At 41.9% G+C, this 14898-nt stretch carries 13 protein-coding genes and 1 tRNA gene; 11 read left to right on the top strand and 3 right to left on the bottom strand.

The annotated features are described in order from the left end of the window. The first annotated feature begins 11 nt into the window (after positions 1 to 11). Entirely contained in the window at positions 12 to 2168 is a 2157-nt protein-coding gene (locus ACVBDU_RS17355; protein WP_447180990.1) for a 2OG-Fe(II) oxygenase, read from the top strand. A 99-nt stretch (positions 2169 to 2267) separates the two neighbouring features. Here ACVBDU_RS17355 and ACVBDU_RS17350 read toward each other — a convergent pair. Beyond that, a tRNA-Phe gene (locus ACVBDU_RS17350) sits at positions 2268 to 2340 on the bottom strand. Between the two features lie 101 nt (positions 2341 to 2441). Between ACVBDU_RS17350 and ACVBDU_RS17345 the strand changes: the two genes are divergently transcribed. From ACVBDU_RS17345 to ACVBDU_RS17300, 10 genes are all read left to right on the top strand, one after another. Continuing rightward, positions 2442 to 3173: a type III pantothenate kinase gene (locus ACVBDU_RS17345; protein WP_447180989.1), complete on the top strand. Its 732-nt coding sequence runs from the start codon at positions 2442 to 2444 to the stop codon at positions 3171 to 3173. Beyond that, on the top strand, positions 3170 to 4468 hold the full coding sequence (gene bamG / locus ACVBDU_RS17340) for a BamG family beta-barrel-assembly machinery protein (protein WP_447180988.1): 1299 nt from the start codon (positions 3170 to 3172) through the stop codon (positions 4466 to 4468). The genes ACVBDU_RS17345 and bamG overlap by 4 nt, the downstream gene beginning before the upstream one ends. A 106-nt stretch (positions 4469 to 4574) precedes the next feature. Further along, the gene (locus tag ACVBDU_RS17335; protein ID WP_447180987.1) at positions 4575 to 5867 is read left to right on the top strand and encodes a hypothetical protein; all 1293 of its coding nucleotides are present in this window, start codon (positions 4575 to 4577) and stop codon (positions 5865 to 5867) included. A gap of 8 nt (positions 5868 to 5875) precedes the next feature. Beyond that, the gene (gene lptC, locus ACVBDU_RS17330) at positions 5876 to 6490 is read left to right on the top strand and encodes an LPS export ABC transporter periplasmic protein LptC (RefSeq protein ID WP_447180986.1); all 615 of its coding nucleotides are present in this window, start codon (positions 5876 to 5878) and stop codon (positions 6488 to 6490) included. A gap of 123 nt (positions 6491 to 6613) precedes the next feature. Beyond that, positions 6614 to 6811, top strand: a complete 198-nt coding sequence (locus ACVBDU_RS17325; protein WP_447180985.1) for a hypothetical protein — start codon at positions 6614 to 6616, stop codon at positions 6809 to 6811. A 46-nt stretch (positions 6812 to 6857) separates the two neighbouring features. Then, positions 6858 to 8132: a hemolysin family protein gene (locus tag ACVBDU_RS17320; RefSeq protein WP_447180984.1), complete on the top strand. Its 1275-nt coding sequence runs from the start codon at positions 6858 to 6860 to the stop codon at positions 8130 to 8132. 156 nt (positions 8133 to 8288) lie between these two features. Further along, positions 8289 to 10400, top strand: coding sequence for a peptidylprolyl isomerase (locus tag ACVBDU_RS17315; RefSeq protein WP_447180983.1), 2112 nt, complete (start codon positions 8289 to 8291; stop codon positions 10398 to 10400). Between the two features lie 177 nt (positions 10401 to 10577). After that, positions 10578 to 10937 carry a BlaI/MecI/CopY family transcriptional regulator gene (locus ACVBDU_RS17310; RefSeq protein WP_447180982.1) on the top strand — a complete coding sequence of 120 codons (360 nt, stop codon included), beginning with the start codon at positions 10578 to 10580 and terminating at the stop codon, positions 10935 to 10937. Continuing rightward, positions 10937 to 12337, top strand: a complete 1401-nt coding sequence (locus ACVBDU_RS17305) for a M56 family metallopeptidase (protein WP_447180981.1) — start codon at positions 10937 to 10939, stop codon at positions 12335 to 12337. The genes ACVBDU_RS17310 and ACVBDU_RS17305 overlap by 1 nt, the downstream gene beginning before the upstream one ends. A gap of 70 nt (positions 12338 to 12407) precedes the next feature. Beyond that, positions 12408 to 12560, top strand: coding sequence for an SsrA-binding protein (locus tag ACVBDU_RS17300; RefSeq protein WP_447180980.1), 153 nt, complete (start codon positions 12408 to 12410; stop codon positions 12558 to 12560). Here the strand turns inward: ACVBDU_RS17300 and ACVBDU_RS17295 are convergent. Both ACVBDU_RS17295 and ACVBDU_RS17290 read right to left on the bottom strand, forming a co-directional pair. Further along, a complete protein-coding gene (locus tag ACVBDU_RS17295) occupies positions 12557 to 13507 on the bottom strand; it encodes a GYDIA family GHMP kinase (RefSeq protein ID WP_447180979.1) in 951 nt (316 codons plus the stop codon). The genes ACVBDU_RS17300 and ACVBDU_RS17295 overlap by 4 nt on opposite strands. A gap of 70 nt (positions 13508 to 13577) precedes the next feature. Then, a complete protein-coding gene (locus tag ACVBDU_RS17290) occupies positions 13578 to 14897 on the bottom strand; it encodes a hydroxymethylglutaryl-CoA reductase, degradative (RefSeq protein ID WP_447180978.1) in 1320 nt (439 codons plus the stop codon). Position 14898: the final 1 nt, after the last annotated feature.

Below are 14898 nucleotides of genomic sequence, written 5' to 3'. Positions count from 1 at the left end.
ATTTTAAGCTTATGAATCAACTAAAGAAAAATATCCTTATCTGCTTACAAGATATGAAAGGCAGTGGGAAATTTGCAAGCATCCGTACAGCTGATTTTTTATTTCCCGGTCTGGAGGTTGAAACGGTGGGTGAAATAGCCTATCCGATAAATCAATTTCAGACAAAGGCGTTAATACAGGTTGCCCACAAAGCACCCTTTGGGAAGGGCAATCAAACCATAGTGGACAACAATGTGCGGAGTGCCTGGGAAATTGATGCCGATAAACTGCATTTCAACAATCCGGACTGGAACGGTTTTTTAGAAAAAGCCATCAAAAATATCAAAACCGACCTCGGACTGGAAGATTATACCGTTACGGCACATTTTTATAAACTACTTATTTACGAAGAAGGTGATTTTTTTCTACCGCACAAAGATTCGGAAAAAGAAAAAGGAATGTTTGGTTCGCTCGTCGTTGGTTTGCCTTCCCGTTACACCGGCGGCGAATTGGTGATTCGTTTTGAAGGGAATGAGGTAATCGCCGATTTTGCTAATACAAATCCCGGTTATGCCTTAAACTATGCCGCTTTTTATGCAGATTGCGATCACGAGGTAAAACCGCTTATCTCGGGCTACCGTGTTTGCCTGGTGTATAATCTTGTCCAGCAAAAGACAGGAAAAAAAATTGAACCGCAATCTTTGCAAAGCCACGCCAACAGGCTCGCCGGATTATTTGTCGAAAACAATATGCTGCATAATCCTTATATTATCTTACTCGGGCATCAATACACTCCTAAAAACTTTTCAGAAGATGCATTAAAACTGAACGACCGCGCTAAAACCGAGGCTCTTCTGCTGGCAGCAAAACAGGCGGGGTATTATGCAAAATTGTGTTTGGTTACTTCTTATCTTGCGGGAACCCCGGAATATGACGGATATTATGGTGATGACGAGAACGCCGAAATGGGAGAAGTATATGACGAAAGCTTGTCCATAGAATACTGGCTGGAAAACGAACTACCGGCTTTTGATGAGATAGATTTTGAAGAGGACGAATTGATGACTTCCTTTCCTCTTAACGAAGGAGAGCCTCTCATAAAAGAATCGACAGGTTATATGGGTAATTATGGCCCCGACATAATGCATTGGTACCATTACGGAGCGGTAATGATTTGGTCGCCAGAGATGAACGCGGAATTGTTGTATGCCCAAAATACGGCAACCCAACTCAATTGGGTAGCCTTTTTCAATCGCAGACAGAAAATAAGTGAGGCGGAAGTTACGGCGGTGGAAGATATTTTAACCAACGGATTAAACGGCAAATCCAGGTCGGGCGAAAAAGAAAACTTCAACGCTGTAGCCGACTGGATTATCAGTAGAAATGAAAAGGCCTTTTTGACGAAATTAGGCCAGGAGCGTTCGCAATTCTTTTTTGAGAAAATAGATTCGGATCATTGGGTTAAACTCTTTCAATTTCTACCCGTTGAGAACACAATAAAAGTGTTTGAAAAAATTGCAGACGATATTACATTTCCGGTTCTGGAAAAATTGCTTGGTGTACTAAACGCAATGACAGATACCGCTACCTTAAAGTCTGTTGCTTTGCAACAAATAGTATTGTTGCCCAATCACTTTAAAAAGGTATATGCCAATACTAAAAGGGGAGTCAATGCAGCAGCACTTTCCGATTTGTTTCAGCTGGCGCAAATTCTAACCGAAAAAGAATGGGCAAAAACAATTGTTGAAGCCCTTACAAAAGAACCTCAATGGAAATATATATGCAATGTGCTGGTTACGAAACTGTTAGATGTGATGAAGTCATCCGAACTAACAGAGAAACTGCTTTCATTTTGTCGTGAATACCTGCAACAACGTGTAAACAATAAACCGCAACCACCTGCCGATTGGAGCCGCCCGATACCTGACGCAGCCGGATATAGTGCACAATGGAAGATATTAAAAGTTTTTTTGGAATCACCCGATGAAACGGTCTTCGATTTTCGCAAAAATCAGAGCGAAAGAAACGAAATGGAGTCGGCTATAAAAAACGTTGTCATTGATTTGAAGACCGAAACCATCAAAAAAGGATCACCGCATACACTTCGTATTACCAAAACACAAGATGCCTATGACTGCCTGATGAAAAATTGGCATAAAGATGTGGCGTTGTTAGAGAGGATGAAATAAACACGAATGCGGGTTAGTGATCTCTCTTTCGATAGCTGCCGAACAATCATCAATATTTTAAAAATAAAAAACCGCTTGAATTTCAAGCGGTTTTTTGCGTGGTACCTCCAGGAATCGAACCAGGGACACATGGATTTTCAGTCCATTGCTCTACCAACTGAGCTAAGGTACCGGTTGCTTTATTGCGGGTGCAAATATAGGTGCAAAATTAAATTTTCCAAAACAAAAACGGAAAAAAAACTGTTTTGTAAATTTACGTCCTTATTTTTGATTATGACTATAGCCGTAGATGCCGGAAATACCTTCGTGAAAATTGCTGTTTTTCAATCAGATGTTATTTTGTATTCCGAAAAATTCCGGTCTGATGACTTTTTTAAAAAAATTTCAGGCTTACTGGAAAAATACAGTTCCGTTACCGATATTATTGTCGCTTCGGTGGCAAATGTCTTCGAAAAAGACCTGGAGCAACTGCAAAAGATCGTAAAAGTTCATACGATTGGAGCATTGGTCGTATTGCCTTTTGAAAACAAATATGCTACTCCCGGTACACTGGGGGCGGACCGGGTGGCCCTTGTCAGTGCCGCGTGTCGTGAATATCCCGGACAGAATGTGCTGGTTATAGACTCCGGTACGTGTATTACATATGATTTTTTGAACGCAGGAGGACAGTATCTCGGTGGGGCTATTTCCCCCGGAATACAAATGCGGTATAAAGCTTTGCATACGTTTACCGCCAGATTACCGTTAATTGATTCTACCCGGCTGGACGATTTTATCGGGGATTCCACAGCATCAAGTATATCTTCCGGGGTGCTGAATGGTGTTGTAAATGAAATAGATGGGGTTATTGCGCAATACAGGCATAGATTTGAACATTTAACAGTTATTTTAACGGGTGGTGACCTCGATTTTTTGTCAAAACAATTAAAAAGTAGCATATTTGCGAATTCAAATTTCCTCCTGAAAGGGCTGAATTATATTTTGGAACTCAATAAGAACCAATGATCAGAAAGATATTTATTGTTTTAGTTTTATGTGTTGCCACTTGCGGTTATGCGCAAAGAGGATCTTCGTCACCTTACTCTTTTTATGGTATCGGAGACCAAAGGTTCAAGGGAACGACGGAAAATCAGTCCATGGGCGGCATCAGTATGTATTCCGATAGTATTCATCTCAACCTCAATAACCCGGCCGCTTACAGCGATCTCCAGCTCACCGTGTACACCGGCGGAGGTTCTTACACCAATCTCAACCTGAAAACCGAAACACAGCAAGAAAGCACCTCCAATGCCTATCTGGATTACCTGGCGCTCGGGTTTCCCGTGATCCGTAGTAAACTGGGAGTAGGATTCGGGCTTATGCCTTATACGACCGTCGGGTACAACCTCGAACAGAGAGGAGAAACTACACTGAACCAATATAATGGAGAAGGAGGGACGAACAGGGTGTTCGTTTCGGCAGGATATAAGCTTACCGGTAATTTAAGTATCGGAGCATCGGCCAATTACAGTTTTGGAAAAATAGAAAACCAATATCGCAGGGTTGTTCAGGGAATTGAACGACCTACCCTGGAAAATAATTCATCGGAACTTAGTGGTTTTGATTTTAAACTGGCGTTGAACTATAAAAAGCGATTAAAAAACGATCTGGTATTACACTCATCCCTGGCATACTCGCCGGAAGCTACCCTTTCTTCCGACAACAGGAGAACCTTTACCATAGGTAATGTAAACCCCAATACCGGAGGTTTTGTCGGGGAGACGAAAGACGTAGATCTCGAAGCCCTAGGGCTCAGACAGGTGGATCTCACTATTCCGCAAAAAGCCTCTGTTGGAGTCGGGGTGGGGAAAGATCGTAAATGGTTTGCCGGAGCGGAATACGAATGGAAGAAAAACGGAGATTTTAATAATCCGTTTGTTTCGGTGGCCGGAGTAAGCTATGAAGATGCTACCAGGTTTTCTGCGGGAGGCTTCTTTATACCGGATTATAGTTCTTTTACAAAATACTGGAAAAGAGTTGTTTACAGGCTTGGTGTTCGTTATGAAGAGACCGGGCTGTTGGTGAAAGATATACCTTTGAACGACTTTGGCATATCTTTTGGTCTAGGTTTGCCGTTAGGCCCCCCGATTCCTACCACGAATTCCCTGCAATATGCAGGTTTGTTTTCCAATATTAACGTAGGTTTTGAACTCGGTAGACGAGGGACAACGACTTACGGAAGAATTCAGGAAGATTATTTTAAAGTGAGTATCAGTTTATCGCTTAACGATAAATGGTTTGTGAAAAGAAAGTATGATTAACCACAAATAAATTCTAAAAAAGATGAAAAAGAAGGGAATATTATTTTTATTTGGTTTGGTTGGGGGAACCGGATTTGCGTTCGCACAGGCGCAAAACCCGGAATGTATGACAAATTTGTCCGTATTCGGGGAACACGCGAAAGTTAAGAATTATGATGCGGCCTATGAACCCTGGAAGATGGTGTTCGACAATTGTCCGGAAATACACCCGGCAACCTATGTTTACGGAGAACGTATCTTAAAAGATAAAATAAGCAATTCTTCGGGAGAAGAACACAAAGGATATATCAATACTCTGATGTCTATGTACGATAAAGAGTTGCAATATTTTCCGAAACGATACAGTAAAGCGGATGTCCTGGCAAAAAAGGCCCTGTTAATGTATGATGAAAAAACAGGTACCAATCAGGAGATTTACGGTCTTCTGGACGATGCTTTCCAGAACGACAGGACCAACTTCAGTAATCCTAAAGCACTTTACCTTTATTTTTCATTGATGGTCGATGAGTACAATTCGGGAAATAAAGACCTGCAGGAAGTTTTCGATACCTATGATGCGGTCAACGAACGGATAGACGATGAGATGGCGTCCCTGTCTAAAATACTCGACGAGTATGTAGAAAAGGAAGAAGCCGGTGAAACCCTGAGTGCTAAAGACAAACAAAAATTCGGTAATGCAAAGATCAATACGGGATCTTACGGTAAAATAAGCAGTAGTATCGATTCCAAACTGGGAGACCTTGCAGACTGTGATAATCTGATCCCTTTGCTCGAAAAAAACTTTGAAGCAAAAAAAACCGATGCGCAGTGGTTGAAAAGGTCTGCTGGCAGAATGGATGGTAAGGAGTGTTCGGACGATCCTATGTTTATCAAATTGGTAGAAGCCCTGCATAAAGTAGAGCCCTCTTCCAAATCCGCATATTATCTTGGAGTTCTGAACGATAAAAAGAAAAATTCCTCAGAAGCGCTGAAGTATTATAACGAAGCGGTAAGCCTGGAAAAAGATTCTTATAAAAAGGCCGACATTCTTTTTAAGATCGGTGTAAAATATAAAAATGCAGGTCAGGGTACCACTGCTTACAAATATTTTAGGCAGGTCTTGGATGCACAACCTTCCAACGGAAAAGCGTATTTACAGATAGCTACACTTTATGCTAATAGTGCCAATCAATGTGGTAATACTACTTTTGAAAAAAGAGCAGTGTACTGGAAAGCGGCACAAATGGCAAGGAAAGCGGGTGAAGTGGATCCTTCCGTAAAATCACATGCAGCCCAGACCGCTGCAAGTTATGAAGGAAGAGCTCCCAGTAAGCAGGACATCTTTAGTTCCGGAATGGCCGGAAAAACTATTCAGTTTAATTGCTGGGTAGGTGGTAGCGTAACAGTTCCTAACCTGTAAGCCATAAAGTGAAACAAAGGATTAATCATATTTTTATAAGCATTGTCACAGTTTCTGCTGTGGCAATGTTTTTTTCATGCGATTCCAGTTTTGAGGATATTCGTAAAATAGATACTTCCGAACGCTTTCCCGGCGGGATTGCCGAGAACTTTTATCTTATCTATACGGATTCCGCTCTTATCAAAGCTACGCTTACCAGTCCGTTAAGTGAGGATTATTCCAATCAGGAATTTCCGTACCAGGAATTTCCCAAAGGACTCAAGGTGGATTTTTTTGATAAAGAAAAGAATAAAAGCACCGTCATTGCCGATTATGGTATTGTATACCAGGCTACCGATATGAGCGATCTTCGCGGTAATGTGGTATTGCTTACCCACGACGGAAAAAAACTGGAAACATCACAGCTCTATTGGGACCAGAAAAACCAATGGGTTTTTACCAAAGAGAAATTTACTTTCACCAATCCGGAAGACGGCACCATAATGAACGGGGAAGGGATCGAGTTCAGTCAGGATTTTGAACAGGGACGAGGTCAGGTAAGGGCGTACAAAGTAGATGGCGTCAAAGATATAGATGTGCAGGAAGAAGAATCCGGAACACCGCAAACAGATATTAAAGAATAAAATGCACAGTGCGGAGATTTCGTAACCCACGTTTTTTCCGTACAATGGCCCACTTTGTGTATCTTTGTGGAAACGCTGTGTATTTTTTATACATTAGTATATAAGGAAATCAGAAAGACCGAAATGAAGTTTTTTAGAATAAGTGAAATAATTTACCTGGTAGTAGCTGTTTTGTCTGTTATAGAAACGGTAAGGAGATGGAATACGGACAGGAATATGGCCTATGTTTTTTCCATTTTTGCCGTAGTTTCCGTTTTCATGTTTTTATTCCGGAGACATTACCGTAAGAAATTCGAACAACGTAGAAAAGACAATAAATAATTGTTGGTAAAAGTTCCGGGATACCGGAACAGAGTGATTTGTATTTATGGACTATTCCATTATAATCATCGTAATATCTTTATTGCTTTCCGCTTTTTTCTCAGGTATGGAAATCGCTTATGTGTCTTCCAATAAGATACATATAGAACTGGAGAAAAAGCAGGAAGGGTTGCTTGCCAAGGTACTTACCAGGCTTACGGTCAAACCCTCCAAGTTTATAGCCACCATGCTGGTAGGGAACAATATAGCTCTGGTGATTTACGGTTTTTACATGGGCGAACTTATTATTGGTAAATTATATCCCGATTTCATAAACGCCGGAGAACTGCCTTTGCGGATCATCTTTGTGCAGACACTGATCTCTACACTGATTATACTGGTTACGGGAGAATTTCTCCCCAAAGTGTTCTTCCAGGTATATGCCAACAGGTTACTGCGCGTGTTTGCTTTTCCGGCATATGGATTTTACATGCTTTTCTCTTTTATTTCGGAACTGGTTATCCATGTGTCCGATTTTATCTTACGGACTTTTTTCAAGACAGAAGGAGACGAAGTACAACTGACTTTCAGTAAAGTGGAACTGGGAGATTATATTTCGGAACAAATGGAGTCTATGGAAGATGAAGATGAGATAGATACGGAAATCCAGATATTCCAGAATGCCCTGGAATTCTCCGATGTAAAGGCCAGGGAAGTTATGGTTCCCCGAACAGAAATTGTGGCGGTGGAACTTCACGAAGCCCCGAAAAACCTGGTTAAACTTTTTACGGAGACCGGTTACTCCAAGATACTTATTTACAAAGGCACCATAGATGATATCATAGGATATGTACACTCTTTTGAGCTTTTTAAAAAGCCGGAGAGTATCAAAAATGTTATGCTTCCGGTGGAGTTTATTCCGGAAACCATGCTGATAAATGATATACTCGGTACGCTCACCAAGAAAAGAAAGAGTATAGCGGTAGTACTCGACGAGTACGGAGGGACGTCCGGTATTCTTACTATAGAAGATATTGTAGAAGAACTTTTCGGAGAAATAGAGGACGAACACGATACCGTAGCTCTGTATGAGGAAAAAATAGGAGAGAAGGAGTTTAAGTTTTCCGCACGTCTCGAAGTGGATTATATTAACGAAGAATATAAACTTAACCTCCCCGAAAGCGAAAATTATGAAACCCTCGGAGGGCTTATTGTTAGCCATATTGGTGAGATCCCCGAAAAAGGAGAGGAAGTTGCCATTGGGGATTACCGTTTTGCCATACTGGAGGTGGGAAGTACCAAGATAGACCTCGTACAACTCAAAATAGTGGAAGAGGAGTAATTGTAATCCTAAGATCATGTGTTGTTGTATAACCTCATGTTTTGATCCTTAAATTGTCAGGTTTCCTGCTAACTTCCAACAAAAAAGGATACCGGGTTTTAATTATAGTAAAAAATTGGTATTTTCGCGAACTGAATTTTATAACTTTAACGACAAATGGCAGTTCTTGAAAAAATAAGAAAGCGTTCACTGATACTTATCCTTGTTATCGGTCTTGCATTATTTTCTTTTGTTATTTCCGACCTTTTCCGAAATGGCGGAGGATTAAGCAGCAATACCTCTTCCATAGGAGAAGTGAATGGAGAAGCATTGCCCAGGGTGGATTTTGCAGATGAAGTAGAATATTTTTCACGTCAGTACGGTGAAAGAGCATCTACCGTACAGGTAGTTAATCAGGTATGGGAAAGACAGGTTAGAAGCAAGTTACTGGATCAGCAATGCGAAGAACTTGGAATACACATAGAAAAAGACCAGATTATCAATGTTGTAAAAGCAAACCCTGCTTTTGCGCAGGATTCTACCTTTCTTAACAATGCCGGAGTTTTTGATGAGGAAAAATTCATAGAATTTATTGCCGATCTCAGGCTGAACAACCCTGCCGCTTACGAGCAATGGAAATTGCAGGAAGACGCTCTTATCAAGTCGTCTATGGAGCAGACGTACTTTAACCTGGTAAAAGCCGGGGTAGGAGCTACTGTTAAAGAAGGGGAGTTGGCATATAAGCTGGAAAACGATAAAGTAGATATAAAATATGTAAAAGTACCTTACAGCTCTGTGGCAGATAGCCTGGTAAGCGTATCTACAGGTGAGATTCAGAAATATATAGACGAGCATAAGGAAGAATACAAAGACGAAGCATCGAGAGACATACAGTATGTCTTCTTCGAAGAGAAACCTTCCGGGGAAGATGAATCCGAGATCAGGAACGGTATATCCGCATTGCTCAACAGCCGGGTGGAATATAACAGTACTACAGAAAAGAACGACACCCTGCCGGGATTTCGAACAGTAGCTAATGTGGAAGATTTTGTCAACTCCAATTCCGATATTCCTTTTGATTCTACCTATGTAGCTAAAAAAGACCTTCCTGCGGCAGTTGCGGATACATTGTTTAACCTCCGCATCGGACAGGTGTATGGGCCTTACAAAGAAGGAGATTACTATAGGATTTCCAGAATGCTGAATAAAAAAGCCGGTGGAAGTGTAAAGGCAAGTCATATTCTTATACAGTACGAAGGTGGTATGAGGGCTAACCCCGATGTAACCAGGAGTAAGGAAGAAGCGGAAGCAAAGGCTAAGGAAGTGCTTGCGGAAGCTCAGAAAAGCGGCACGGACTTTGCACAACTGGCAAGGGAAAATTCGGATGGCCCTACCGCTTCAAGAGGAGGAGATCTGGGTTATTTTACCCAGGGTGCCATGGTTAAAGCTTTTGACGAATTTGTATTTGCTAACCCTGTAGGGAAAATAGATATGGTAGAGACCGACTTCGGTTATCATGTGATTAAGGTAGAGGATAAGCAGGATGTAGTACAGATAGCTACTATTGCCAGGGAAGTGGAGCCGTCACAAAATACGATAAACAACCTCTTTACGGAAGCTACCAAATTTGAAATGGAGGCGCTGGACAAAAACTTTAGCGATGTGGCTAAAGAAATGAATTACCGTGTACGCCCGGTAAAAAACCTGAAGTCTATGGACGAGTCGCTTGCCGGTATAGGGAATCAGAGAGCCGTAGTGCAGTGGGCATTCAACGGAGAGACAAGTACAGGGGATATAAAACGATTTGATATTCCTTCCGGATATATTATTGCACAGCTTACCAATAAGAGAAAAGAAGGAGTGGCAAAAGCAAAAGATGTTTCTGCACTGGTAACTCCAATATTGAGAAAACAAAAGAAAGCCGAACTGATCCGCGAGAAAAGTAACATTTCCTCTCTGGAAGAATTTGCAAAATCGAATAAAGTTACGGTAGCAACTGCCAGCGGATTAAATATGAAGTCGCCTTCTATTTCCGGTGCCGGAAGAGAACCTAAAGTTATCGGAACCGCATTTGCACTGGAAGAAGGAGCTACATCGGGAGTTATTGAAGGGCGTGACGGAGCTTATATGGTGACCGTTACCAAAAAAACCGAGGCGCCTGCCCTGGATAATTACAGTACTTATGCCAATACACTGAAATCGACTAATAGAAATACAGTAAATAACAGTGTCCTTACTGCTCTTAAAGGAGCAGCCGAAATAAAAGATAACAGGGCAATGTTCTATTAAGAACAAAAAGAATACAAAGAAAACCCCGGCCGATTCCAGGCCGGGTTTTTTTGTTTGTTATAACTTTATAACTGTAATTTTAGTTAAATAACTATTTTTATAGTTTCATAACTAAAAAAATAGTTTACATTTGTTCTGAAGTTTATTTAAAACATCAGTACGATAAAGACTAAGGCTATGCAAAAACTTACGAATAAAGAGGAAGAAGTAATGAAAATGCTCTGGAAGCTGGAAAAAGCGTTTGTGAAAGATATTCTGGCGGAATTCGGAGCGGAGAAACCACATTATAATACACTGTCTACCATTATCCGGAATCTTGAGGACAAAGGGTACGTAAACCATGTGGCTTATGGTAACACGCACCAGTATTACCCGGTGGTAGAAAAGGAGGAATACCGGAAGAGGTTTATTCACAATGCTATTACCGATTACTTTAATAATTCGTATAAAAACCTGGTGTCTTTCTTCGCGGAAGAAGATAAGATAAGCATTGAAGAGCTGAAAGAGATTATAAACCGGGTAGAAAATAAGAAGTAATGGAGGCATTTCTGATTTATGCCGCTAAAAGTGGTGGATTTATAACGCTTTTCTACGGATGCTACTGGCTGTTCCTGCACCGGGAGACATTCTTTCGGTGGAACCGCTACTTTCTGTTATCCGGGGTTATACTATCTCTCGTATTGCCTTTCTGGACTATAACAAGAACGGTAGATGCCGTTCAGATGGTTTATCTTCCCGATGAGAATGCGGAGAATGTTGTTTCCGATGCAATTACCGGGGGACCGGATATGTGGAATATTGTCTTTTGGATCTATATTTCCGGATTGGTGTTCTTTGCTATACGGCTGATGGTGCAGTTCCTTTCCCTGAGAAGGTGCCTGTCCTCCTGCAAAAAGAGAAAAGAGGGGAATATATTGGTAATGGAAACTACCGAAGATATAAGTCCTTTCTCCTTTTTTTACTTTCTGGTGTATAACCCCGGAATGTACTCCGACAGAAAAGAATTGGAAGTCATATTATCACATGAAAAAGCACATATAAGGCAGTTGCATTCCTTCGATGTAGTGCTTCTCCATGTATTTACGGTGTTTCAATGGTGCAATCCGGTCGTCTGGTTGTATAAAAAAGCAGCGGTGAGAAACCTGGAATACCTTGCAGATCGTTCTGCGGCCGGAACAGACAGGGGAGACAAGAAGGATTATCAGCTACTGTTGTTACGGCAGACGGCAGCATATAAAGAACATATGGTATTGACCAATACATTTTTTAATTCATCAATCAAAAAACGAGTAGTTATGTTACACACAAGAAATTCAAATCAAAAACAATTGTGGAAATACGGGATTGTAATTCCCGTGCTAACCTTATTCCTGTTTGTCGTTAATACCCGGGAGGTAGCGGCGCAGGGAGAAGAAAATGGTAAAGAACTAAATATTGATGTCAGCATAGATAAGGATGTTACGGATAATTATTTAGAAGCAAAATCAAAAGCACTGAAGTCCTCTCATGGTATTGAACTGGAATTTAAGCGTATTAAGAGGAATGCACTGGGGGAGATTATAGCGATCTCTTCAATATTTAAAAAAGGAGCATCTACGGGGTCCTGGGCCGTTTCCGGAGATAAGCCCATAAAACCTTTTCATTTCTTCATGGACGGCTCCGATGAATTCGGGTACGCAACTATAGAGAAAACAGAAGTCTATGGGCTACCGATGCCTGCTTCTCAGGTTGTTTCTGGAATGAATGTAAATACAGGGAACGCGGTTCCTCCGTTATATGTAATAGACGGAAAGATCAGGGATAAAGATTTTGATATGAATTCTGTTTCACCTTCTTCAATTGCCAGAATTGATGTATTGAAAGGAGAAAATGCTAGGAAGAAATATGGAAAAGACGGAGTTAACGGAGTTGTAGAAATAACTACTTTAGAAGAGTGATTTTTTCCTTATTGGTATCATATTTTTATTAAAAACCGCATTAGTGCGGTTTTTTTAATACCTTGTAGATATGAAAAAGAGTTTTTTCAAACTTCTGGCCAAACTGAACAAACTGTTACTGCCCTCTTTCAGTAAACGGCAACTGGATATTGCCAAAGCCCAAAAGTGGCAACTGGCCATTATAGGATGGCGGGCCTATGTAACGAAAAATGCCATGGACTAATTTTCGGGATTCCCGGAAGATTTTCCCGGGCGAAGTATCATGTCGGTATAAGGGATAACGGTGTTGTATTCCTTGTTTTTGAAATATGTTCCGGGATGGTTTCGGGAAGAGACCATAATAAAATCTCCTCCCCATGCCCCGAGGCTCTTCATCGCTCCCGGAAAGTCAGGGAAAAGCTTTTCCTTTACTGTCGGAAGTTCTATCAACGAAGCTACGATCTGTTCGTGACGTATGAGCAGAGATTCGAATTCTTCCTGTTCCCGGCATACCAGAATCCGGTCGGTGATTTCGGAAATTTCCCGTATTGCTTTCTCGTCCGTACTTCTGCTTTTGTATCTTTTGATGCCTTCCCTGCTGTCCTGCTTCTGGTTGAGGTGAACAAAGAACAGTTTGTCCTTAAAAGGAGGATCAAAAGGTACGGGAATAACTTCCGGGTTTTTCTGCTCCACCCTGTATAGAACGGGTGAATTATATCTGGCACAGGCTATGTCATATCCGCTTCCTGTAAAGGTTCGCCACAGTAGTTCAAAAGGGTCTATACTGGCCCATTCGGCGAGATTATTCACCAATGTGGAAGAAGACCCCAGTCCCCAGTCCCTGGGGAAACCGAGTTTTGCCACAGCGGTAAACCCTTCCGTATAATTCAGAAAAGCAGGGTTCATCTCTTTGGCTACCTGTAGTAGTTGTGTCAGCCTTTGAATAGTTCCGTCCTTTCTAAGGGCATTGCGATCGGCAAGGTCAATATCCGCTTTAATGTCAAAAGTATAAGAAAACCAGGTATGTCCTTTTTCGTCTTTGCTCGTCCAGGAAAGTTTCCCGCTGTCCCCTTCTTTTATAGTGAGGGATTGTCCGTATGAAGTAGGAACGGCCAGGCATCGTGCTCCGTCCAGAACCACGTATTCTCCGGTGAGCAATAGTTTTCCGTTACTGTAAAAATGTTTTTCCACAATGCGAGGTGATCTTATATCGTTGTACGCTACCGGAACTACCGGTATGCGCTTTCATTCGAGTCTTTCGTTACGCTTTTTCCCGTAGTCGGTAAAACGCTTCCGTTACCGAGCGGTGTGTAGCGGTCTTGTCTTTAAAATACCGGACAAAATATTCTTTTTCTTCTTCGGTGGCATGCAGTTGGTTGAGTATGTTCAGCAAGTGCATTTTCATATGTCCTTTCTGAATTCCCGTAGTAACGAGAGATCGTATTGCGGCAAAATTCTGTGCCAGTCCCGCTACGGCCACAATCTGCATCAGCTCCGGTGCGGAAGGATTGCCCAGCATCTCCAGGGATAGCTTTACGAGGGGGTGCAGGCTGGTAAGTCCGCCCACGGTACCCAGGGCCAGGGGAACTTCTATTTCAAACAGGAATATCCCATTCTTTACCGAGGCTTGTGTAAGGCTTGTGTATTTGCCACCTTTTGCCGCGTAGGCGTGGACACCTGCCTCTACGGCCCGGAAATCATTCCCCGTGGCCAGGACAACGGCATCTATACCGTTCATTATCCCTTTGTTATGAGTTACGGCCCGGTAAGGCTCTATTCTGGCTATTTCCACGGCCCGGACAAATTTGTCCGCAAACTCCTCCGGAGGCATATTATCTTCGTTAAGTTCCTGGACCTTACAAGATACCCTTGCCTTAACCCTGCAATTCGGGACGTAGTTGGAAAGGATGCTCATTACGATCTGTATCTCTTTCTCCTCTGTTTCGAAAGCAGTATATTCCAATGCTCCTTTTCTAAAGGTTCTTGCAAACTGCTCCAGGCAGGAATTGATGAAGTTGGCCCCCATCGCATCCAGGGTATTAAAGGTACAATGTAGCTGGTAATAGTTGTCCAGTTCGTCAGTTTTGTCCCGGAGCTCGATGTCGATAATACCCCCGCCCCTTTTTTGCATGTTCCCCGTAATGGTTTCGGTGTCTCTGAAAAGTTCGGGCTTAATATGTGAAAAATAATCCCGTAGTGTATCGGTATTTCCTTTGTAGATGAAATGTACCTGTCCTATCTTTTCCGTGGCAATGACTTCTGTATTGAAACCACCTCTCCCGGACCAGAATTTGGCCGACTTCCCCGCAGCAGCAACCACCGAACTTTCCTCTATAGCCATTGGTATGATGTAAAGCTTGTCATTGATCAGGAAATTGGGAGCTATTCCCAGGGGCAGATAATAGTTGGTGATGGTATTTTCTATAAACTCATCGTGAAGCTTCTGTAGCTTTTCGTCGTTGTTCCAGTATTTTTTAAAAATAGCGACAGCCTTTTCCGGGTTTGCAAAATAAGCTTTGGCCAGCCAGTCTATTTTCTGGTTCTTGGTGAGTTTGGAAAATCCTTCAACAGGTTGCTTCATC

The organism is Sinomicrobium endophyticum, from assembly GCF_052983315.1.
This window is presented reverse-complemented; position numbering and strand designations above follow the sequence as displayed.